Origin of the sequence: Hyphomonas sp. (genome assembly GCF_037969335.1) — a bacterium.
Taxonomy (GTDB): Bacteria; Pseudomonadota; Alphaproteobacteria; order Caulobacterales; family Hyphomonadaceae; genus Hyphomonas.
The window spans coordinates 1-21,569 of record NZ_JBBKXE010000142.1; the positions used below are offsets into that span (position 1 = coordinate 1).

At 62.3% G+C, this 21,569-nt stretch carries 25 protein-coding genes; 17 read left to right on the top strand and 8 right to left on the bottom strand.

What is annotated here, in order from left to right:
• Positions 1–118 precede the first annotated feature (118 nt).
• The 3 genes from AADA04_RS10645 to AADA04_RS10655 all read right to left on the bottom strand — a co-directional run bounded on the left by AADA04_RS10645 (position 119) and on the right by AADA04_RS10655 (position 4,573).
• A complete protein-coding gene (locus tag AADA04_RS10645; protein ID WP_340693245.1) occupies positions 119–1,546 on the bottom strand; it encodes an amidohydrolase in 1,428 nt (475 codons plus the stop codon).
• 98 nt (positions 1,547–1,644) lie between these two features.
• Positions 1,645–3,228, bottom strand: a complete 1,584-nt coding sequence (locus tag AADA04_RS10650) for an amino acid permease (protein WP_340693246.1) — start codon at positions 3,226–3,228, stop codon at positions 1,645–1,647.
• A 106-nt stretch (positions 3,229–3,334) separates the two neighbouring features.
• The gene (locus tag AADA04_RS10655) at positions 3,335–4,573 is read right to left on the bottom strand and encodes an aminotransferase class V-fold PLP-dependent enzyme (RefSeq protein WP_340693247.1); all 1,239 of its coding nucleotides are present in this window, start codon (positions 4,571–4,573) and stop codon (positions 3,335–3,337) included.
• Positions 4,574–4,722: 149 nt separating this feature from the next.
• Between AADA04_RS10655 and AADA04_RS10660 the strand changes: the two genes are divergently transcribed.
• The 4 genes from AADA04_RS10660 (at position 4,723) to AADA04_RS10675 (ending at position 7,392) form a co-directional block, all read left to right on the top strand.
• The gene (locus AADA04_RS10660; RefSeq protein ID WP_340693248.1) at positions 4,723–4,884 is read left to right on the top strand and encodes a hypothetical protein; all 162 of its coding nucleotides are present in this window, start codon (positions 4,723–4,725) and stop codon (positions 4,882–4,884) included.
• A 270-nt stretch (positions 4,885–5,154) separates the two neighbouring features.
• On the top strand, positions 5,155–5,622 hold the full coding sequence (locus tag AADA04_RS10665) for a ClpXP protease specificity-enhancing factor SspB (RefSeq protein WP_340693249.1): 468 nt from the start codon (positions 5,155–5,157) through the stop codon (positions 5,620–5,622).
• 12 nt (positions 5,623–5,634) lie between these two features.
• Complete coding sequence (locus AADA04_RS10670; RefSeq protein WP_340693250.1) at positions 5,635–6,090, top strand: PaaI family thioesterase; 456 nt, start codon at positions 5,635–5,637, stop codon at positions 6,088–6,090.
• Positions 6,091–6,162: 72 nt separating this feature from the next.
• On the top strand, positions 6,163–7,392 hold the full coding sequence (locus AADA04_RS10675) for a cytochrome P450 (protein ID WP_340693251.1): 1,230 nt from the start codon (positions 6,163–6,165) through the stop codon (positions 7,390–7,392).
• Between the two features lie 175 nt (positions 7,393–7,567).
• Here the strand turns inward: AADA04_RS10675 and AADA04_RS10680 are convergent, their stop codons facing one another.
• The 3 genes from AADA04_RS10680 to AADA04_RS10690 are packed head-to-tail and all read right to left on the bottom strand — an operon-like array spanning position 7,568 to position 8,819.
• The gene (locus AADA04_RS10680; RefSeq protein ID WP_340693252.1) at positions 7,568–7,927 is read right to left on the bottom strand and encodes a RusA family crossover junction endodeoxyribonuclease; all 360 of its coding nucleotides are present in this window, start codon (positions 7,925–7,927) and stop codon (positions 7,568–7,570) included.
• A complete protein-coding gene (locus AADA04_RS10685) occupies positions 7,924–8,226 on the bottom strand; it encodes a ribosomal protein L7/L12 (RefSeq protein ID WP_340693253.1) in 303 nt (100 codons plus the stop codon). The genes AADA04_RS10680 and AADA04_RS10685 overlap by 4 nt, the downstream gene beginning before the upstream one ends.
• Positions 8,227–8,279: 53 nt before the next feature.
• Complete coding sequence (locus tag AADA04_RS10690) at positions 8,280–8,819, bottom strand: hypothetical protein (protein WP_340693254.1); 540 nt, start codon at positions 8,817–8,819, stop codon at positions 8,280–8,282.
• Between the two features lie 50 nt (positions 8,820–8,869).
• Between AADA04_RS10690 and fumC the strand changes: the two genes are divergently transcribed.
• The 8 genes from fumC (at position 8,870) to AADA04_RS10730 (ending at position 13,425) form a co-directional block, all read left to right on the top strand.
• Positions 8,870–10,264 (top strand): class II fumarate hydratase, encoded by a 1,395-nt coding sequence (fumC, locus tag AADA04_RS10695; RefSeq protein ID WP_340693255.1) that lies wholly within the window; start codon positions 8,870–8,872, stop codon positions 10,262–10,264.
• A gap of 42 nt (positions 10,265–10,306) precedes the next feature.
• Positions 10,307–10,777 carry a type II toxin-antitoxin system CcdA family antitoxin gene (locus tag AADA04_RS10700; protein WP_340693256.1) on the top strand — a complete coding sequence of 157 codons (471 nt, stop codon included), beginning with the start codon at positions 10,307–10,309 and terminating at the stop codon, positions 10,775–10,777.
• Positions 10,774–11,076 (top strand): CcdB family protein, encoded by a 303-nt coding sequence (locus AADA04_RS10705; RefSeq protein WP_340693257.1) that lies wholly within the window; start codon positions 10,774–10,776, stop codon positions 11,074–11,076. Before AADA04_RS10700 ends, AADA04_RS10705 begins: the two co-directional genes overlap by 4 nt.
• A gap of 147 nt (positions 11,077–11,223) precedes the next feature.
• A complete protein-coding gene (locus AADA04_RS10710; RefSeq protein WP_340693274.1) occupies positions 11,224–12,027 on the top strand; it encodes an SDR family oxidoreductase in 804 nt (267 codons plus the stop codon).
• 109 nt (positions 12,028–12,136) lie between these two features.
• On the top strand, positions 12,137–12,433 hold the full coding sequence (locus tag AADA04_RS10715) for an aspartate decarboxylase (protein WP_340693258.1): 297 nt from the start codon (positions 12,137–12,139) through the stop codon (positions 12,431–12,433).
• Positions 12,409–13,020 (top strand): GNAT family protein, encoded by a 612-nt coding sequence (locus AADA04_RS10720; protein WP_340693259.1) that lies wholly within the window; start codon positions 12,409–12,411, stop codon positions 13,018–13,020. Before AADA04_RS10715 ends, AADA04_RS10720 begins: the two co-directional genes overlap by 25 nt.
• Before the next feature lie 14 nt (positions 13,021–13,034).
• A complete protein-coding gene (locus tag AADA04_RS10725) occupies positions 13,035–13,229 on the top strand; it encodes a DUF4169 family protein (RefSeq protein ID WP_340693260.1) in 195 nt (64 codons plus the stop codon).
• Positions 13,230–13,302: 73 nt separating this feature from the next.
• Complete coding sequence (locus AADA04_RS10730; RefSeq protein ID WP_340693261.1) at positions 13,303–13,425, top strand: hypothetical protein; 123 nt, start codon at positions 13,303–13,305, stop codon at positions 13,423–13,425.
• Between the two features lie 3 nt (positions 13,426–13,428).
• Here AADA04_RS10730 and AADA04_RS10735 read toward each other — a convergent pair whose 3' ends face one another.
• Entirely contained in the window at positions 13,429–14,433 is a 1,005-nt protein-coding gene (locus tag AADA04_RS10735; protein WP_340693262.1) for a hypothetical protein, read from the bottom strand.
• Positions 14,434–14,589: 156 nt separating this feature from the next.
• On the opposite strand from AADA04_RS10735, the gene AADA04_RS10740 reads away from it, so the two are divergent.
• Positions 14,590–15,696, top strand: a complete 1,107-nt coding sequence (locus AADA04_RS10740; RefSeq protein WP_340693263.1) for an NADH:flavin oxidoreductase — start codon at positions 14,590–14,592, stop codon at positions 15,694–15,696.
• A gap of 327 nt (positions 15,697–16,023) precedes the next feature.
• Positions 16,024–16,569: a DUF3833 domain-containing protein gene (locus tag AADA04_RS10745; RefSeq protein WP_340693264.1), complete on the top strand. Its 546-nt coding sequence runs from the start codon at positions 16,024–16,026 to the stop codon at positions 16,567–16,569.
• Here the strand turns inward: AADA04_RS10745 and AADA04_RS10750 are convergent.
• Positions 16,566–17,111 carry a DUF5655 domain-containing protein gene (locus tag AADA04_RS10750; RefSeq protein WP_340693265.1) on the bottom strand — a complete coding sequence of 182 codons (546 nt, stop codon included), beginning with the start codon at positions 17,109–17,111 and terminating at the stop codon, positions 16,566–16,568. The genes AADA04_RS10745 and AADA04_RS10750 overlap by 4 nt on opposite strands.
• Positions 17,112–17,182: 71 nt before the next feature.
• On the opposite strand from AADA04_RS10750, the gene AADA04_RS10755 reads away from it, so the two are divergent.
• From AADA04_RS10755 to AADA04_RS10765, 3 genes are all read left to right on the top strand, one after another.
• On the top strand, positions 17,183–19,513 hold the full coding sequence (locus AADA04_RS10755; protein ID WP_340693266.1) for a UvrD-helicase domain-containing protein: 2,331 nt from the start codon (positions 17,183–17,185) through the stop codon (positions 19,511–19,513).
• A 57-nt stretch (positions 19,514–19,570) separates the two neighbouring features.
• Positions 19,571–19,996, top strand: coding sequence for a PH domain-containing protein (locus tag AADA04_RS10760; RefSeq protein ID WP_340693267.1), 426 nt, complete (start codon positions 19,571–19,573; stop codon positions 19,994–19,996).
• 508 nt (positions 19,997–20,504) lie between these two features.
• The gene (locus AADA04_RS10765) at positions 20,505–21,545 is read left to right on the top strand and encodes a rod shape-determining protein (protein ID WP_340693268.1); all 1,041 of its coding nucleotides are present in this window, start codon (positions 20,505–20,507) and stop codon (positions 21,543–21,545) included.
• Positions 21,546–21,569 lie beyond the last annotated feature (24 nt).

Genomic DNA, 21,569 nt, shown 5'->3' on the forward strand with positions numbered 1-21,569 from the left:
CTGAAGGTCAACTGCTCGCAGCGTAGCTGTACGTAGTTAACCGAATTAACTCCTAAGGATTCAGCTCCTTAGGCGGGGCCCGGAGGCGCCTGGCAACAGAAGCCTCCACTTTTCTCCCCTATTTCCGGTAATCGAGCGGCGGGTCGCGATCACCCAGCAGCGATGTGTATTCGTAGTCCTCGCCGCGCGCGGCGTCGAACTCAGCGCGGGCGGCCGTACGCAATTCGGGGTTCTCGTACAGTTCGATCGCCGCGAGCGTCAGCGTCTTGGCAGCAACCTGTGCGCCCTTGTAGCCAATCGACATGCCGCTGGCGGCAACGGCCTGCCAGCTATGGGCGGCCGTGCCGGGCACCCACGTTGCCGCACGCAGGCCAACGGTCGGAACGGCGGAAGATACGTCCCCCACATCCGTTGAGCCATAACCAAGCGAGACTTCGAATGGCTGCACCTCTTTCTCACTGCCCAGCGGCAGTTCGGGTTTCGCGAAGCTCTTGTAGATCTCCTCGGCGAAGGCTTCTTCCTCGGCATTATAGTCCACGCCGCCGACCTGTCGCAGCTTGGCATCCATCATCTTCGCCAGCGTTTCGTTGACCAGAAGCGGATTGTTGCCGTGGATCACTTCCCACTCGACACGTGTACCTGTGCCCATCGCCGCGCCGCGCGCCGCGTCTTCCATGCGGGCCCAGATGTCCTCGACGCCGTCGGCGCGTGGGTGGCGGGCATAGTAGAAGACTTCCGCAAAGTCCGGCACCACGTTCGGGGCGACACCGCCGGATGTGATGACATAGTGGATGCGCGCATCCTGGGGGATGTGTTCGTGCATCATGTTGACCATGTAGTTGAACGATTCGACGCCATCGAGGGCCGAGCGCCCGCGTTCCGGCGCGCCAGCGGCATGGGCCGATACGCCGTAAAAGCGGAACTTGGCCGAGCGGTTGGCGAGCGACGTTTGCGCCGCAGCGGAGTTCTCGTCGTCGCCATGCCAGTGCAGGGCGATATCGACATCATCGAACAGGCCCTCGCGCACCATGTAGACCTTGCCGCTGCCGCCTTCTTCGGCGGGCGTACCGTAAAGACGGATCGTGCCCGGCGTACCGGTCTGTTCCAGCCAGTCCCGGATGGCCAGCGCGGCACCGACGGAGCCCGCGCCGAACAGGTTATGCCCGCAGGCATGGCCGGCATGCTTGCCTACGATGGGTGAGCGATCGGGACTGGCGTCCTGGTTGATGCCGGGCAGGGCGTCGAATTCGGCGAGTACGGCAATCACCGGACCACCGGAGCCATAGCTGGCGACGAAGGCTGTCGGGATGCCGGCAACACCGGCTTCGATCGTGAAGCCTGCGTCGCTCAGCTTTGATTGCAGCAGGCCGGAGGATTTGTCTTCCTGGTAGCCGACTTCTGCCCAATCCCAGATTTGCCGGGCCATGGCAGCGGTTTCGTCATAGCGCGCATCGATACTGTCGAGCACGGCCTTGTCACTCGGCGCCTGAGCATGGACGCAGGCGGAGAGGGCAAGGGCGGCGAGACTGGTGGTGATGAGGCGCATGAAGGGTCTCCGGGATGGTTGGGTTTCCCGGAGACTGCATCAAGGTGTCATCATGAACAAGGCTTGCCGCTAGGCGCGTCCACGGTCCCGCCTGTCTGTCAGTCGATTGGCGGTACGGGTTGCGGCGGTGCGTCCGGATCCAGTTCGTGCACTTCCAAAGAGCCGCGCCCGAGATGGCTGTGACCCCGGCTGTAGAGGAAGTAGATCAGCAGGCCGATAGAGCCCCAGATTGGCAGCACCATCTTCGCGATGAAGGGCAGGTTCAGGTAGAGGCCGAGACAACCGAGGGCCGCGATGGGCGCAATGATCCAGATCAGCGGTGTCCGGAAGGGCCTGTGCCGGTCCGGGTCGGTCTTGCGCAGGATCATGACGGCCAGCGCCACCATGAAGAAGGCGAACAGCGTGCCCGAGTTTGAAATGTCGGCCAGCTGGCCGACGGGAAAGAACGCGCCGGCAATGGCAACAACGATGCCGGTGAAAATGGTCATCTTCCACGGCGTCCGGTATTTCGGGTGAACATCTGCCAGGCTTTCAGGCAGCAAGCCGTCGCGCGCCATGACGAAAAAGATGCGCGTCTGGCCATAGATCATCATCAGGATGACCGAGGGCAGGGCAATCGAAGCGGCCAGGCCGACCAGGTTGCCGATCAGCGGGAAATTGATCCGCCGCAGCGTTTCGGCGAGGGCTTCCTTGGAGCAGACGATGGGGGCTTCGCCAAGTCCCGACAGTTCGGCACAGCGATTGGCGAACGCCACGCCGTCGGGCGACAGGACCATGCCGGCAGCATCCCGCACCGGTTGGGCGCCGACAGTTCCCACCACGCCGGCGGCAACCAGCAGGTAGAATATGGTGCAGATCGCCAGCGACCCGATCAGGCCGATCGGCACATTGCGCTGCGGATTCTTGGTCTCTTCCGCCGCCGTCGAGACGGCGTCAAAGCCGACATAGGCAAAGAAGATCGAGGCGGCTGCGCCGACAACCCCCAATCCGTCATGGCCCATGATTCCGGTCGGCAGGAGGGGCGTGAAATTTTCGCCTTTCAGGAGCGGCATGCTGAGCACGATAAAGGCCGTCAGGGCCACGATCTTGATCGCCACGAGGACGGCGTTGACCGAGGCGCTTTCGCTGGTGCCGAGAACCAGGAGCCAGGTCACGGCCCCGGCGACCAGGATGGCCGGCAGGTTGATCACGCCATGGCTGAAATCCACCGTCGGCATGAAACCGTTGAGGCCCCAGGCCGGGCCGCTGTTCAGGAATTCCGGCAATCCGAGCCCGGTCGTATGCGCGATCAGCCCCATCACATAGCCCGACCAGCCAACGCACACGGCCGACGCGGCCACGGCATATTCGAGGATCAGGGCCCAGCCGACCATCCAGGCGAGCAGTTCGCCCATGACAGCGTAGGTATAGGTGTAGGCCGAGCCCGAAACCGGAACCATCGAGGCCAGCTCGGAATAGCAGAGCGCCGCAACGGCGCAGACGAACCCGGCAATCATGAATGAGAACATCATGCCCGGCCCGGCTTTCTGGGCAGCGGCAGCCGTCAGCACAAAAATACCCGTGCCGATAATCGCTCCAATACCCAGCATGGTCAGCTGGAAGGCGCCCAGGGAGCGGTGCAGCGATTTTTTCTCAGCCGTGGCCAAGATGGCGTCCAGCGATTTCACCCGGTCAAAAATCATGTCTGAAAATCTTTCCGGCGGAATGCCGATCGCCGGAGAATAGAGCCAATTTACGACCGCACAAGTTCGATTTTTGCTCTGTCAGATTCCGCCCGGCGCCTGGGCGTCAGCTATAGCGCGCTTCAACCTTTGGCCCGGCTAGGCCGCCTGCGACCGTGGCCATGCTGGCTTCGAGGTCGGCGAGGTAGTCGTCGACAATTTCGGCATGCTTGGGTGACAGCATCAGATGCAGGCTGGGCGGCTCCTTGGTGACCGAGGTGAACCATCCGCGCCGGTAGATTTCGCCATAGAGTGCAAAAGCGTGATGGTCCGGGTGACGGAAGGCCATCAGGCCGAGCATCGGATTACCGAGGATTTCAAAGCCGAGCCGTTTGACGCCTTCCTCGATCCGCTCGCGCGTTTCGCAGACAAGGCCCTGCTTCTCGCGATAGCCCGCAACGCCCAGCGTGTTCATTACCGCCCAGGCGGCAGAGATCGCGCCGCCGGGCCGTGTGCCGGCAAGGGTCGGCGTCTTCATCGGCGCGCCTGACCAGCCCGCCATGTCGAAGGGCATGTACTGGTAGAGTTCCTCGGAACGGAACAGCACGGTCGAGGCGCCCTTGGCGCAATAGCCATATTTGTGCAGGTCGGCGCTCATCGAGTGAACCTGTGGCACTTCGAAATCGAAGGGTGGCACCGGCACGCCGTTCATCCGCGCGAAGGGGGCGAAATAGCCACCGACGCAGGCATCGACATGCAGCCAGACATTCTTCTTCGCAGCCACCTCGCCGAGCGCGGCAATCGGGTCGATGATCCCATGCGGGAAGCTGGGCGCCGAGCCGACCATCATGATCGTGGACGCATCGCAGGCTGCGCCCATCGCGGCCGGGTCGGCTTCATAGGAGCCGTCGGTTTTCAGCGGCACGCGGCGGACCTCGATATCCATCAGGTGCGCCGCCTTGTCGAAGGCGAGATGGGCCGACTGGGCCAGCACGATATTGGCGCCCTCGCGAGGCATGCCATTGGCGCGGGCATAGTCGCGCGCCGTCTTGATCGCCATCGTGATCGAATCGGTGCCGCCGGAGGTCATCGCACCGGTCGCGCCATCCGGCCCGTGCAGCAGGTCGAGGCCCATGCCGATGACTTCCTTCTCCATCTGCGCCAGGCTCGGGAAGGCGAGCGGGCCAAGCCCGTTCTCGGCCATGTAGAGGCCATAGCCTTCATGCTGGATGCGGGAGATATCTTCACCGGCATTGAACACATAGACCGCTGTGCGCCCGTCGCGCCAGGCGGCGTCGCCGCCCCCACGCGCAATCATATCGGCGCGGACATCGCTCCACTCACGGCCTGCCTGTGGCATCTTCATGGTTCGTCTTCTCCTGCAAGTCTCTCGTCTGGCCTGCAAGCCTATGCGCCGCCACCGGCCTTGGCCAGAGCGGAAAGGACCCACCCGTCGGGGCAACCTTGTGCGGCATCCCGCGTTGATCAGGACTTAATCATGAATGGAGACTCATCATGTCAGGCAAGCCAACGGAAAAAGAAGACGTCCCGGAAGATGTGCGGGAGATCCGCCCTGCGGGTCCAGAGAACATGGAAAACCCGCCGGAGGAATGGGACGAGGTTGACGAGGAGAGCGACGAGTCGTTTCCCGCGAGCGACCCGCCCGGCAATTACTGACTCTGCCAGACGCAAGTCGCCTGCACATCAAGCGCTTCTGCTCAAGTTGACCGAATCCGCGCGTGGCGTTGGCGAGCGATCATGGCGGTCGGCTGCGCGGGCTCAACTGGCGGGATGATTACAGGACCAGACAATCCACTCTGCGCCGTTGCAATTGAGCGAGTGCTGTTTTTTTCCTCGCCTGCCGTGCGAAGCCCGTTGCGGGGGAATGGGAGCGGGCATAGTGTACAAGAAGTTACCAACATCAGGATCGAGGGCGATACAGCGAACATGACGGATTACATCGGATATGACGCGCTCACCCAGGCGGCCATGCGGGGCGTCGTTCGCGAATCGCTGAAGCGCGCGCTCGCCAATGGCGGACTGCCCGGCGATCACCATTTCTACATCACGTTCCGCACCAAGGCGCCGGGCGTGAAGGTCGCCGACTACCTGACAGAGCGTTTCCCGGAAGACATGACCATCGTCGTGCAGCACCAGTTCTGGGACCTCGAAGTGAACGAGGGCCATTTCGAGATCATCCTGAAATTCTCCGGCGTGCCGCAGCACCTGTTCGTGCCTTACGCCGCGATCACGCGCTTCGTGGACCCGTCCGTGAATTTCGGCCTGACCTTCGAGAACACGAACAAGGACGCGGAGGTCATTGCACCAGCCGCCGCCTTCGAAGCGACCGAACAGGACACGGCACCTGTCGAGGCTGGCACGGTCGTGAACCTCGACGCCTTCAGGCGCAAATAGGCCGCCGGGATTTTGGCAGAGACAGACAAGCCCCGCATCAGCGACGCTGACATGCTGGCCCGTTTCCAGGGCTCGAAGAAACGGCCGCCCTGTTCCGATACGCTCGGCATGACGCTGACCGAAGTCGAGCAGGACGCGATGCGCATCCGCATGGATTTCGACGTGCCGCAAATGTTCGCCAATCCGACGGGCGCCGTGCAGGGCGGCTTCATCTCCGCCATGCTGGACGAGGCGATGAGTACCTGCGTCATTATTGCGTCGAACGTGACGATGACGGCGCCGACTCTCGAAATGAAGACCAGCTTCCTGCGCCGCCTGATGCCCGGCCCGGCCCATGTCGAGGCCCGTATCCTGAAGCTCGGCAGGTCCGCCGCTTTCATGGAAGCCGAATGTTTCGACGCCGACGGCAAGCTCGTCGCCAAGGCGACAGCCACGGCCATCCCGATGCCGTTCAAGCGGCTGGGCTGACGCCACGGCATCTGCGCCAGTGTCCCTGACCTGTGGTACTCTCCGGAAAACAAGAATTCCAGGAGGAATCAGATGGCAGACGATACCAGTACGGTGAAAGTGCCCCAGGGCATCATCGAAATTTCAGCTTTCGTGCCTGAAGCCCGCAACGATCCCCACACGCCGCTCAAGGCGCTGCGCGAAGCCTGTCCGGTCATGCGGGACGAGATGGCGAAGACCTGGCTGCTGACGCGCTATGACGATGTGCGCGGCCTAGTCAATGATCGCAGCCATGTGCGCCTGCCGATCAAGGCGGAGGAGGGATCGCTGCCCCGCCGTCTTGTCGACGACGAGACTGACAGTTCACGCACCAGCATCCTCTTCCTCGACGATCCCGACCATGCCCGTATCCGCCAGCCGCTGGCCAAGGCTTTCTATGCGCGCATCAACAAGATGAAGCCCGAAATCGAAGCGATCATCGACGACACGATTGCAGCGGCCCCGGCCGAGGGCGCGTTCGACCTGATGGAAGCGATTGCCGTGCCGATCCCGGTGTTGGTGATTGCCCGCATACTGGGTGTCGATGAAAGCCGACTCGCCGATTTCCGACAGTGGTCGGAAGACGTGATCCTCGGCCTCAACCCCATGCGCACGGAAGACGAAACCGCGCGCCTGATCAGCGGCGCCGAAGCGCTCGACGCCTATTTCACTGAACTGATGACCGCCCGGCGTGCAGGCCCCCGCGACGACCTCATCTCCGACATGGTCCAGTTGCTCGCGAGCGGTGAGGCCGACATGAGCGATGACGAACTGCTCCTGAATCTTCAGGCCTTGCTTGTCGGTGGCAACCTGACGACGACCGACCTGATCGGTAATGGTGTCTGGCTGTTCCTGAACCATCCGGGCCAGCTGGCCGCGCTCAAGGCCAATTCGGGCCTTGGCGGGCAGGCGGTCGAGGAAGTGCTGCGCTACGAGGCGCCGGTATCGGCCACCTCGCGCATTCTCGCGGAAGACCAGCAAGTCGCCGGCTGTCCGATGAAGGCGCGGCAGGCCGTGTTCTGTTCGCTCGCCTCGGCCAATCGCGATGCAGGGACATTCGATGCGCCCGACGCATTCGACATCACCGTGAAACGCTCCAGCCATGTCGCCTTCGGCGGCGGCCCCCATATCTGCATCGGCGCGCCGCTCGCCCGGATCGAAGCGCGGCGCGTCTACCAGAAACTGTTCGAACGCTATCCGGACATGCGGCTGGCGGAGCAGGACCTCGTCTGGCGGGCTTTGCCGTTCTTCAGGGGACTGGAGACGCTGGTGGTGGAGGTTTAGAGAAGGGTTATTTTAACTTCGCACTAGTCGGTGGCTACCAGTCTGCTGGACCCCCACCCAGCCTCCCCCTTTCAGGGGGAGGGGTTTCTTTCGGGGGGCTGACCTCACCAATTGGCACGGACTGTTCCTCCCCCTGAAAGGGGGAGGTTAGGTGGGTCAGGGATGAGGGGGCGCGCTACTCCATCGCTTCGGCGCTGAGCCAGATGCCTTCGCGCTCGCCGACGCGCCGCTCGACCAGCAGGCGGGCGACCTGGTGGTCATCCTCGAACACGTTTCCGGTCAGGCTGTCGAGCAGGGCCTTGGCGAGATTGTCGAGGTCCATCCATGGTGCCTCGCCGGTATATTCCATCACGATGTGCACGCTGTAGTCGCCATAGCCGGGCCGCAGCGGCGGGAACTCCTTGCGGAAGAATTCCTTGAGCAGGCCCTTGTAATATTTCGTCTGTGTCGTCAGCCCATGGCAGCGCACTTCCAGCGCGCCCATCTCGGTGATACGTGCACGCACCTTTCCGGACTGGACCCAGTCATCACTCAACGCCGACCCATCCCGCGCGCCGCCATACGGGCCTCGATGGCTTCCTTGGAATCCTTCAGGCCAAGCCCGGTCGCCGTGCGCAACAGCTTGATCGCGGCAAGCTTCCGGCGCGCGTCGATCTCGGCGTCGATGTCCATCCAGCGCGACACGGTCACGCTGTCCAGCGCCCCGGCGACGTCTTCCTGTGTCATCGGCGTGGGCGAATGGGACTTGCGTCCCCAGCCGCGCACCGTGAAGCCGACATAGAAGGCGATCACGAGAGCGAACAGGACGGTCGGGTCAGACAGTTTTTCGATCATGACGGCATGTTATCGGGCGCCGCCCGCATTGCCAGCCATTTTGGACGGGGCCGTCACAATTGCGCGGCGAGGTGGGGCGGGGCAACGCGTTTCACGAAATCGAGCAGCTCGTGGAAATCGACGCTGATCCTGCCCTTGGTGAGGATGATTTCCATCCATCCGACGAGCCGTCCGACGCTCTGGCCGAGGACAAGGTCCGGCGCCGGGCTGACATGCAGCGAGCGGCTGCCGCGCACGGTGTCGATGCGCAGGCCGACAATATCGTCCCAGGCCAGCAATTGCTCGCGCCCGCCGATACGCATCAGGATGCCGCGCCCGTCGATGACCATTTCCGGCACGGCCGACAATGCCTGCTGGACGCGCCAGTAGATCAGCAGGGCAAGACCAACCAGCGCCATGGCAAGCAGGGTCTTGAGCAACCCGCCCGCCAGCCCGCTGCCGAATGCGCTCACCGGCACGCGGACCAGCACGACAAGCCCGCCCGCCATGGCGAGGCCGAGCAGGAACAGCATGACGGACTCGCTGTACCGCTTCCGGTGAATTTCGAGACGATCGCCCATGCGGATGGCCACCTTGCCCAGTTCTGCCCGCATGCTAAACCGCGCCCAGCAACAATCCAGCGAATTTCACGGAGCCCGTTTCAATGGCCAAGACCCCCACCCGCACCGAATCCGACACGATGGGCCCTGTTGAGGTCGCCTCCGACCGCTACTGGGGCGCGCAGGCCCAGCGCAGCCTCGGCAATTTCAAGATCGGTTGGGAGAAACAACCGGAGCCGATCATCCGCGCGCTCGGCATCGTCAAGAAGGCTGCGGCTGAGGCCAATATGGACCTCGGCAAGATGGATCCAGACCTCGGCAAGGTCATCATCCAGGCCGCAGATGAAGTGATCGAAGGCAAGCTGAACGATCATTTCCCGCTTGTCGTCTGGCAGACGGGTTCGGGCACGCAGTCGAACATGAACGCCAATGAGGTGATCTCGAACCGCGCCATTGAAATCCTTGGCGGCGAGATGGGCTCGAAAAAGCCGGTCCACCCGAACGACCATGTGAACATGTCCCAATCGTCGAATGATACGTTCCCGACGGCCATGCACATTGCCTGCGCCGAGGAAGTCAGCCACCGCCTCGTTCCGGCACTGAAGCATCTCCACGCCGCGCTCGACGCCAAGGCGAAGGCCTGGGCCGACATCATCAAGATTGGCCGCACGCACACGCAGGACGCGACACCCGTCACGCTCGGCCAGGAATTCTCCGGCTATGCCCAGCAGGTGAAGAACGGTATCGCGCGCATCGAGTCGACGCTGCCCATGCTGATGCAGCTGGCGCAGGGCGGCACGGCGGTTGGCACCGGCCTCGCCTCGCCGGTCGGCTTTGCCGAAGCGGTTGCCGAAAAGATCGCCAAGATCACGGGCCTCAAATTCACGACAGCACCGAACAAGTTCGAAGCGCTCGCCGCGCATGACGCGATGGTGTTCACGCATGGCGCGATCAACACCGTGGCGATGAGCTGTTTCAAGATCGCCAATGATATCCGCTTTCTTGGATCGGGCCCGCGTTCGGGTCTCGGCGAACTGGCCTTGCCGGAGAACGAGCCCGGCTCGTCGATCATGCCCGGCAAGGTCAACCCGACCCAGTGCGAGGCGCTGACCCAGGTCTGCGCCCATATCCATGGCAACAATGCCGCCATCGGCTTCGCCGGGTCGCAAGGCCATTTCGAGCTCAACGTGTTCAACCCGATGATGGCCTACAATTTCCTCCAGTCGACACGCCTGCTCGCCGATGCCGCGGTCAGCTTCACCGACAATTGCGTCGTCGGCATCGAACCGCGCCTCGACAATATCAAGCGCGGCCTCGACAATTCCCTGATGCTGGTGACGCCACTCAAGGAAAAATACGGCTACGACCTCGCGGCGAAAGTGGCGAAGAATGCGCACAAGAATGGCACGACACTGAAAGTCGAGGCCCTCGCCCTCGGCATCTCGGAAGAGGATTTCGACGCGATTGTCGATCCGGCAAAAATGATCTCGCCGGGGTGATTTAGCTTAAAGTGCATGAAAAGTTATGTTATGTAACATTTCATGCAGTTGAAAAAATGGCGAAAGCAAACCAATTTGTCTCTGGCTGAGGTGGGAAGGCTTGCAGGCCTATCTCACACCCAAATAATGAGAATCGAAAATAACACCAGTCGCGTCTCGCCTGCTGCCGCCAAGCGTATAGAAGCCGCCACGAACGGCGAAGTGACGGCGACCGAACTTCTCGGCCTCGACACTATTTCGCCGACGCGTGCAGGGAGCGTGGCTGAAGAGGCCGCGTCCTTTGATGGCAAGACCACGGTGGGTGTTCTTGTGCCACCGGCCCTGCTTGAACAGGCCAGGTCGCAAGGGCTTGAGGTTGAAGCCCTGATTGCCCAAGGCGGAATCGATGCCCTTCGCGAAGCGTCTAGACAAGCCTGGTACGACGACAACCGGGACGCGATCGAAGCGAAGCGCCGCCACATCGAAAAACATGGAACATTCGGACAGCGCCACGGCGTATTCCGCCCGCGATGAAACAGTTTGATGTGTTCGCCGTGGACGATGTCGGCGAAGTTGTGGCGGTCGTCGTCATGGCTGGCACCTATTATCTCGATTTACCGAACGTACTGGTGGTTCCGCTCTATCCCATCAATTTTCCGGGGCGAGTCACCCAGATCAATCCAGTGCTTGAACTGGGTGGCACTCAGTATGTCGCGGTTGTGGACGAGGCCGTTGCCATTCCGACCGGGCTTCTCACGCGCCGCATCGGGTCGCTGGCGGACCAATACACGTTGCTGACAAATGCCCTGGACCGGCTGGTCGCGGGCTATTGAGACGGACACGCAACGGGAGCCAAGACGTCCGCGCCTCCAGAGCGGCGTCTTGCCGATGATTCCGCTGGGGTCATTGCCTGTGCCCTTGCGCCGTCTTTGGCACTCCGCCAAGAACAGGGGCTAAGCAGGAGGAGATATTTCGTGAGCATGGATTTCAGCAATTTGTTTTCGGTCGCCGGCAAGACGGTGGTGGTGACCGGCGGGTCGCGCGGCATTGGCGAAATGATCGCAGCCGGCTTCCTCAGTCAGGGCGCGAAGGTCATCATTTCGTCGCGCAAGGCGAAGGCCTGCGAGGAAACGGTTGAGCGCCTCAAGGCCGAATATGGCGGCGAAATCTATGCCATCCCGTCGGATGTCGGCAACCTGGATGGCATCAACCACCTCGTCAGCGAAATCGAGAAGCGCGAGGAAAAGATCGACGTGCTGGTCAACAATGCCGGCGTGGCCTGGGGCGCGACCCTGGAAGACTTCCCGGAAGTCGGCTGGGACAAGGTGATGGACGTCAATGTCAAGGGCGTCTTCTTCCTCACCCAGAAACTGATGCCGCTGCTGCGCAAGTCCGCCAGCGCGTCCGACCCGGCTCGCGTCATCAATATCGCCTCGATTGACGGCATGCACACAAGCCCGATGAGCGGTTTTGCCTATGGCACGTCGAAGGCCGCCGTGATCCATCTCACGCGCTTCATGGGCGCGCACCTCGCCGGTGAGCACATCCTCGTCAACGGCATCGCGCCGGGGCCATTCCCGACATGGATGCTGTCGACCGGCGTCGGCTTCAAAGGCGAGACAGAGGGCGTCGATTGGGGCTCTGTGGCGAGCCGCAACCCGTCCGGCCGCGTCGGCACGCCGAGCGATATTGCCGGCCTCGCCATGTTCCTGTCGTCGAAGGCGTCCGCCTACATCACCGGCCACACCATTCCGTGCGACGGCGGCATCGTCTCGTCGAGCTGACAGGTCTGCTTGCACGCGTCGCTCCGCGTCATCTTGTGGCTGACGGGGCGGCGCGGGCGCACTAGAGTGCGGACAAGAGAATCACTTCCGCCCAGAAAGGGACCACCCCATGTCCAAACCTCCCGTCGGCTCCAAGGACAACCCGTCCCAGTTCGATGTCATCGGCAAGCTCGCTGATGACGAGCCCTATTTCGTGATCCGCGCGCATGACCCGCTCTCGTCGGCGCTGGTCGAACTGCACGCCTATATCGGCGCGGGCCAGTCGGGCGCAGCCCACAACAAGCTCGCTGAAATCATGGCGATGACATCGGCCCGCGCGCCGCGCCCGGCCTCCAGCCCGAAATACCGTGAAACCTTCGCCATCTCGCTGGCGATGGAACAATGGCGCGACGCTCACAAGGAATGAACCTGGCGCCCGTCACGCTGGCGGATGCCCATGTCCGGCTCGTGCCCTTCCACGTGGACACGCATGCCGGGCCGTTGCGCGAAATGGCGGAGCGCGCGCCGGAGCAGTTCCTGCTTTGGTCGCACCGGGGGCCGGGCGACTGGATCGGACGCTGGCTGGATAATATTGCCCAGCGTGCAGCCGCAGGCACGATGATCCCGTTTGCGGTTCTCTCGGCCGGTGGCGCGGACTATCTCGGCATTACCAGCTATCTCGATCCGAACGTCGTCAATCGCGGCGCCGAGATCGGCATGACGGCCTATGCGCCGCATGCTGCCGGTACGGCGATCAACCCGGCGGCCAAGCGGCTCCTCTTGGCACATGCTTTCGGCGAAGGGGCTTTGCGGGTCCAGTTTCAGGTCGACGCGCGCAACAAGCGGTCACAGGCGGCGGTGCTGAAGCTCGGTGCGAAACAGGAAGGCGTGTTGCGTAACCACCGCGTCCTGCAGGACGGATTTGTCCGTGATACGGCCTTCTTCTCGATCCTCGTCAGCGAATGGCCGGACGTGAAAGCGCGCCTCGACGCTCGACTGGCCGCCTTCGGCTGAGTAGTCTGGGCGCCATGACCACGCCGATCAATCTCAACAAGGCCCGCAAGGCCAAGGCGCGCAGTGCCAAGGCGCAGTCGGCGACAGAGAACCGCGCCAAGTTCGGACGCACCAAGGCCGAGCGGACGCTGGAGGAAGCGCGCGCCGAGAAACTGGCCAAACTCACTGACGGGCACCGCCTGGACGGCGACCCGGACAAACAAGGTTAACAAGACCTTCCTGCGCGGCCTCCGGCTTGCACTCTGTCTCTTCAGAGTGTTCCAAACCGGGAGAATCCGTCAGATGAAAAATGTCCTGATCAAGTTCGTCGTTTGCACCATCGCCTTTTCGGGCGGCATCGCCTGGGGCATCGCCGCCGAAGCCAGCGAAACCGGCGTCACGCTGGCCACCCTGTTCGGCGGCTAGGCCTCAGCTGCCGGATTTCGGCAGGCTGCCATCCAGCAACATCTCGTCATAGCGACGGCCTGACACGCGCTCCAGCGCGTCGAAGATCGGCCGGGCCTTCTTGTCTTTCAGCAGGGGAATGCCGCTGGCCAAATCCGCCGCCCGGGCATAGCGCAGCTGCGCCGTCTCCATGTCGCCGCGCGCCTCGGCGCAGGCGCCCAGATTGTGCAGCACCGCAGGCGCGCGCGGATAGGCGCGTCCGAGCTCGTCCCATTGCGCGCACGCGCCCATGAAATTGCCGCCCTTCGTGGCGTCGACCGCCAGCGCGAAGCGCGTGTCATTCTGTTCTTCGGGGATAAGGCCCTCGGTCATGATCTCGGCGCGCACGGTCTTGTTGTAGGGCGCGATATCATAGCGGAAGCGCCGCACGGCCTCGACCACCGCGTCCTGCACCATGCCGATCGGGGCATTGTAGGGATTGTAGTTCGACTGGCGCGGATCACGGTAGACACCTTCAGACCGGCCATCATCGGGATATTCGGCAATGTCGATGCAGGTTTCGCGCGCCGATCCGCCCGGTTGGGCTGCCGTGAACACGTCGCGATTGCTGCCCAGGTCGACCAGTGTCGTTGTCACCGTGACAGCCACGGACTCGGTCGTGCATTCGGTTTCCACAAGGGCGTGACGCTTGCAGTCGAACAGGCCGTCATGTCTGACGCACCGGCGTTCGCGCTCATACCGGACCTCTTCATCCCAGGCATCGATATCCACGCGGCCTTCATAAACGCTGTCGGGTTGCCCCTGTGAAACAATGAACCAGGGCCTGCCGTCGAGACGGATTTCGGCGATCATCGCCGCCAATTCACCTTCGGCCACATCGCCCGCCGGGCCACGAAAGCGGCCGATATCCGGGGCGCGGTATTCAGCCGCCTGAGGGAAATTCGGTGCGATCCGGGCCTCGTAGTCATAGCCCGGCGTCTGGCAGGCTGCGAGCAGGGCCGTCGCGGCCAGGAAAAAGAAAAATCGCATGGAACTATCCCCGTTTTCGATCTGGTCGCGCTTCACTCTGGTGAAACGCGCTGAACCCCTCATGAACCGGTGCCCCGGCGCCGCCGCAAGGTCAATGGTTGACGCGGGCAGGCGCCGACGCCACTTGAGTGCCTGATTTCAATGGAGCCCGCCCGCATGACCAGCCCGCTTTTCAAGCCACTCAAGATCAAATCCCTCAACCTGCCCAACCGTATCGTGATGGCGCCGATGACGCGCAGCAAGTCGCCGGGCGGTGTTCCGGGTGAGGATGTCGCCGACTATTATGCGCGCCGGGCGGCCGCCGATGTCGGCCTGATCGTGACCGAGGGCACGACCGTGAAGCGGGGCGGGTCCTCGAATGATCCGAACGTGCCGAACTTCTACAAACCGGAAGCCCTGGCGGGCTGGAAGCGCGTCGTCGAGAAAGTCCACGCCGTGAACGGCTTGATCGCGCCGCAGCTCTGGCACCAGGGCATGATGCGCAAGCCCGGCACCGGCCCGGAACCCGATGCCCCGACCGACAGCCCGTCGGGCATCACCCATTCCGGCAAACAGGTCTTCGAGGCGCCGACCAGCGCCGAAGTCGACGACATGGTCATGGCCTATGCCAATGCTGCCGGCGAAGCTGTGCGGCTCGGCTTTGACGCCATCGAGATTCATGGCGCCCATGGCTACCTGATCGACGAATTCTTCTGGGACGTGATGAACAAGCGCGACGACCGCTTTGGCGGCTCGCTGCCTGAACGTGCCACGTTCGCAGGTGACATCATCAAAGAAACCCGCAAACAGGTCGGCCCGGATATCGCGATCATCCTGCGTTTCTCGCAATGGAAGCAACAGGATTACACGGCGCGTCTGGCGCAGACCCCGGCGGAATTCGAAGCCTTCCTCAAGGTCTTCGTCGATGCTGGCGTCGACGTGCTCCACGCCTCACAGCGTCGCTACTGGACAGCCGAATTCCCGGATGTCGACGGCGAGAACGGACTCAACACGGCTGGCTGGGCGAAAAAGCTGACGGGTCTCCCGTCGATCACGGTCGGCTCGGTTGGCCTTACCGGCGATTTCGAGAAGGCCTTCCGCGGCGAAGGCGCGACCGTTCGCAGGCTCGACGATCTCGAAGCGCGTCTCGACAAGGGCGAATTCGACCTCGTCGCCGTCGGCCGGGCGCTGCTGCAGGATCCTGACTGGGCCAAGAAGGTCCGCGAGGGCCGCACCTCCGAACTCACGAACTATGACGCAAAGTCCCTCGCAACGCTCTACTAGAGCGAGGAACGTCTTGAACGTGCGGGGGAAACATGCCAATGTCCGCGTCACCAAACGGTGCGCGGACGTGGCCAGATTTCTGCGCTGGGGTGGGACGGCATAGACCCCGTTGGATCGTTCCCCTTCAGCCCTGATCGGCTGCAACCGAATGTCCGGCATTGTTGCTGGATCCTCCCTTATGAGGTGCGACACACCCGCACTTCACTCGCCCTGCCTGGACGCGTAGCTGACCTCTCGCGCGTTCCGGCAGGGTATTTTTCATCCGATGCCGACGCACCTGCGTAGAGGGTGGCAGGAGACATGCTCCTGCAGCCTGAAAGGTTCGGTATGCCCATTTCAAAAGCCATTGCGTCTGTCCTGCTGGTGGTCTCCTCGATGACAACCGCCTGTGCCAGCCAGCAAGTGACCCAGCTTGCCGACAGTCCCCGCCAGCTTGTGCTCGAAGACTATTTTCTGGGAGAAACAGCCGCCTATGGCGTGTTCGAAGATCGTTTCGGCAAGGTGCGCCGCCAGTTCAAGGTCGACATCACCGGGACACTCGATGGCGACCGGCTGACCCTGACGGAAAAGTTCAAATATGATGACGGCGAGCGCGATACGCGGGTCTGGGAGATCGACGTGCTGGGCGACGGTGCCTATCGCGGCACGGCTGGCGACGTTCCGGGCCTGGCCAGCGGGCAGGTATCGGGCAACGCGTTCAACTGGAAATACAAGGTCGACCTCAAGGTCGGCGGCTCGACATGGAATGTCGGCTTTGACGACTGGATGTACCTGATGGAGGACGATGTCCTGATCAACCGGGCCTATGTCACGCGCTACGGCATTGAGATCGGCCAGGTCACGATTGCGTTCAACAAGCCGGCAGCGCGCTAGGCGCGTCCATAGGCGTCCTTCAGCCAGGCCTTCACCTCGGCATCGACATCCGCCACGGTTTCCAGCCGCACCTTGTGCGTACACATGGATCCCGGCTTTTCGTCCAGCTGGCGCGCTGTGCCCGGTTCGCCCTTCAGGTTGATGCCCAAATCGATCCGCGTCTTGGTCGCCGGAACGATCACGGCGAAATTCTTGGACCGGCGAAGCGCGACACTGGTCTTCTTGGTGCCGATTTCCACGTCCTTGCCGAGCGAAGTGGCATATTTCACCAGCGCATCGTGAACGGGTCGCAGCTTTTCCTTGCCCGTGTATTGCGCGTCCAGCATGTCTGACGGATCGGCGTCGAACCGGCCTTTGGCGGCCTGGCAGATGAAATTGGCATGGCCATGGCCCAGACCATGATCGGTCTTGAGCATTGTCACCTGCTCGCCATGCTTCTCGATGCCGCTCGCCTTGACCACCTTCACCCAGTCTTCAAGCGCCTTGCCGGTCTTGTCTTTCAGGCCCGCCTTCATGCTGGCCATCATTTCTTCCGCTGTCATCGCTATGCGTTCCTCCCTCCAAAGTGCCGACGCAGACTAACACAAGTGCCAATCCCTGCTATATGTTCTCCATGAGTTCCGATCCGAATCGCCTTTCGATCAGCCAGATGGCTGCCGCGCGTCCGCCAGCAGCGGCGGGCGAAGCTGCTTACCTTGCGGGCCTGAATCCCGAACAGCGCGAGGCCGTGCTGCACACTGACGGGCCATTGCTCGTTCTGGCCGGTGCCGGCACCGGCAAGACGCGCGTGCTGACCACGCGTCTCGCCCATATCATCGGCACCAAGAAAGCCTGGCCCAGCCAGACGCTGACCGTCACCTTCACCAACAAGGCCGCCCGCGAAATGCGCGAACGTGCGCTGAAGCTGATCGGCCCGGATGGCGAGGGCCTGCGCTGGCTCGGCACGTTCCACGCGATCAGCGCGCAGATCCTGCGCCAGCATGCCGAACTGGTCGGCCTGAAGTCCAGCTTCACCATTCTCGATACCGACGACCAGGTCCGCCTCTGCAAGCAGATCATCCAGGCCGAGAATATCGATCCCAAGCGCTGGACGCCGCGTTTCCTGGCCAGCCTGATCGATGGGTGGAAGAACCGCGCGCTCACGCCAGACCGCGTGCCGTCCGAGGACGCCCACCTGTTTGCCGATGGCAGGGGCATCAAGTGCTACGAGATCTACCAGAACCGGCTGAAAGTGCTGAACGCCTGCGATTTCGGCGACCTGCTGGTGCACAACATCACCTTGTTTCGCGAGAACCCTGATGTCCTGAAGGATTATCACGCGCGCTTCAAATACATCCTCGTCGACGAGTACCAGGATACCAACGTCGCCCAGTATCTCTGGCTGCGCATGCTGGCCCAGGGCAGTCACAATATCTGCTGCGTCGGCGATGACGACCAGTCGATCTATGGCTGGCGCGGCGCCGAAGTGGACAATATCCTGCGCTTCGAGAAGGATTTCGCGGGTGCCAAAGTCATCCGGCTCGAGCGCAATTACCGCTCGACCCGGCATATCCTCGCCGCCGCCTCCAGCGTCATCAGCCATAACCGGGGCCGTCTCGGAAAGACGCTCTATGTCGGCGATGACAGCCCGTCTGACACGGTCGATGCCGAAAAGGTCAAGGTGCGCGGCCTGTGGGATGGCGAGGCGGAAAGCCGCCTGATCGCCGATGATATCGAAAGCTGGGTGCGGGGCGGCGGCAAGCATGACGATTGTGCCGTGCTGGTGCGGGCCTCGTGGCAGATGCGGGCCTTCGAGGAACGCTTCATCATGCTGGGCATCCCTTACCGCGTGATCGGCGGCCCGCGTTTCTTCGAGCGCGCCGAGATCCGCGATGCCATGGCCTATCTCCGCCTCATCCGTTCCCCCGACGATGACCTCGCCTTCGAGCGCGTGGTCAACGAGCCCAAGCGCGGCGTCGGCAACACGACGCTGGCCAAGCTGCAGGCCTATGCCCGCGCCGATGGGCGCAGCCTCTACACGCTGACGCCCATGGTGCTGCAGACCGACGAGATCAAAGGCGGCGCCAAGCGTGGCCTCACCCAGTTCATCGACCATATCAACATGTGGCGCGACAAGCTGGCGAACGGCCTGCCGCATACCGAACTGGCCGAAGTCATCCTCGAAGAGTCCGGCTATACCGACATGCTGCAGAAGGATCGCAGCCCGCAGGCCCAGACCCGGCTCGACAACCTGAAGGAACTCGTCCGCGCCATGGGCGAGTTCGATACGCTCGCCGGTTTCCTCGAACACGTGCAACTGGTGATGGATGCGTCCAGCGGCGGGACAGGCGAGGACCAGGTCCAGATCCTGACGCTGCACGGCGCCAAGGGGCTCGAATGGCCGATGGTCTTCCTGCCGGGCTGGGAGGAGGAAGTCTTCCCGTCGCGCCGCAGCCTCGACGAAAGCGGCCTGAAAGGCCTCGAAGAGGAGCGCCGCCTCGCCTATGTCGGCATCACCCGCGCCCGGGCCCGCGCCTATATCTCCTTCGTCACCAATCGCCAGATCTATGGCCGCTGGCAAAGCGTCATGCCCAGCCGTTTCGTCGACGAACTGCCCCACGAACATGTCGATGCCATGAGCGAGACCGGCTTTTCCGGTATGCCGGGCGGCGAAGAGGCCTTTTCCGGCACGATGGAAGACCTTGGCGCGCGCTCATCCTATGACAGCCCCGGCTGGAAGCGCTTGCAGGAGAACGCCTCGCGCACCCCGTCGCGGCCTCCGTCCGATGCCGGCCCCCTCACGGCCACATCCGGCGGCCCGGACACGCACAAGGCCGGCAGCCGCGTCTTCCACGACAAGTTCGGCTACGGCAAAGTGGTTTTTTCCGAGGGCAACAAGCTGACCGTGGATTTCGACAAGACCGGCCGCAAGAAGGTCATCGCGACATTCGTCATCGCCGCCTGATTGCTTGACCTGCCACCCCGTTCGGCCTTGGATGGCTAAGGGGGATGGCGGCAGATCATGGCAGGCTACATCGAAAAGCGGCTCTATGACGGGGAAATTCTCCGCTATCAGGGCCAGTTCCACTGGCTGTCCCACTTTCGCGCCTGGCTCGCGCTGATTGTGCTCGGTGTGGTGATTTTCGGCATCGTTTTCTTCATTTCAGAGCAGATTCGGCTGCGCACGACGGAGTTCGCCGTGACCGACCGGCGTGTCGTGCTGAAGAAGGGCCTGTTTTCCGCCAATGTGCAGGAAATCACGCTCGATTCCATCGAAGGCAGTTCGATCCGGCAAGGCGTGCTCGGGCGCATTTTCGGGTTCGGGCACCTGTCGATCAATGGCCGGGGCGAGACCCATATCGTGTTTCCGGTCATGGCCCATCCGGCGACGTTCCGGGCGCACGCAGAACGCACGAAACAGTCCACACCGTCTGCCGGTTCCGTCTGAAGAAATACAGCACCGGCTGGGGCTTGCCAGGGGGGAGTAATCAAGCCGTCGGCGCGTGATGGGTTTGAAGGTGCGCTTTCGTGGCCAGACCGGTGCTGCCCGACCTGTATGGAAGTCCGTCCCCGAACCGAGCCCGAACACCCCGTTCATCTGCCGGTCATCGGACCCGGAAGACGCCATTTTTTCTCTTTTTTGTCGTTTGGGCGGAATTCGGAACGATGCGTTTGATCGATATAAATGCCCTATTCGTTAACAAGCCTCCGGAATCCGTTTACCCTTTCGGAACGGTGCGTTCCGTTCCGGCCCAGCAATAACAACTGTTCTGGTGGTAAACGCCAATGAATACCGTTGATTTTCAATGGGTGTACGTAGCGTTCCGCTTATGTGCCGACCGTACCTTGCATTAAATGGGTGTTAACGGCACATGATGTATGGGGGCTGTGTATGAAATTGCACAATTGTAGCGGATCACAGGTCCGTTACGCATCAGAAAGAGCGCGTAGACGTCATGATTGGTAGCCTCCTCGGCATGTTGTCCACAGACATGGCCATCGACCTCGGCACGGCAAACACACTGGTTTATGTGAAGGGTCAGGGCGTCAAGCTCGACGAGCCTTCGGTCGTTGCCTACATGACCCAGGGCGGCCGCAAGATCGTTTACGCGGTCGGCGAGCAGGCCAAGAACATGCTCGGCAAGACACCGGTCAACATGGAAGCCATCCGCCCGATGCGGGATGGCGTCATCGCCGACTTCGAAGTCGCCGAAGAGATGATCAAGCACTTCATCCGCAAAGTGCACAATCGCCGCGCCTTCGTCTCGCCCCTCATCATCATCTGCGTGCCCAGCTCCGCGACCAGTGTCGAGCGCCGCGCCATCCACCAGTCGGCCCTTGCCGCCGGTGCCCGCCAGGTTGAACTGATCGAAGAGCCCATGGCCGCTGCCATTGGTGCCGGCCTGCCGATTGACGAGCCTGCCGGCTCGATGGTCGTCGATATTGGCGGCGGCACCTCGGAAGTGGCCGTCCTGTCGCTCGGCGGCATCGTCTATTCGCGCTCGGTGCGCGTCGGCGGCGACAAGATGGACCAGGCGATCGTCAACTATCTTCGCCGCGAGCAGAAAATCCTGATCGGCGAAATGTCGGCTGAACTCATCAAGAAAGAGATCGGCACGGCCATGGCGCCGGAAAACGGCGAGGGCATGTCCCTGACCGTCCGCGGTCGCGGCACGCTGGACGGCGTTCCCAAAGAGACCGAGATCACCGAGGCGATGATTGCCGAAGCCCTGCGCGAGCCGGTCACCGACATTATTGACGCCGTGAAAATCGCGCTCGAGGCCATGCCGCCGGAACTGGCCGCCGATATCGTTGATCGCGGCATCGTGCTGACAGGCGGCGGCGCACTGCTTCGCAACCTCGACACGGTCATACGCGAGCAGGCACAACTGCCTGTGATGATTGCAGACGATCCGCTGAAATGCGTCGTGAACGGTTGCGGATATGTGCTAGAAAACTACTCCAAAATGAAAACGGTCCTGTCTCCGGAAGTCTAGGGAAACAGGCCGAAAAAACGGCAA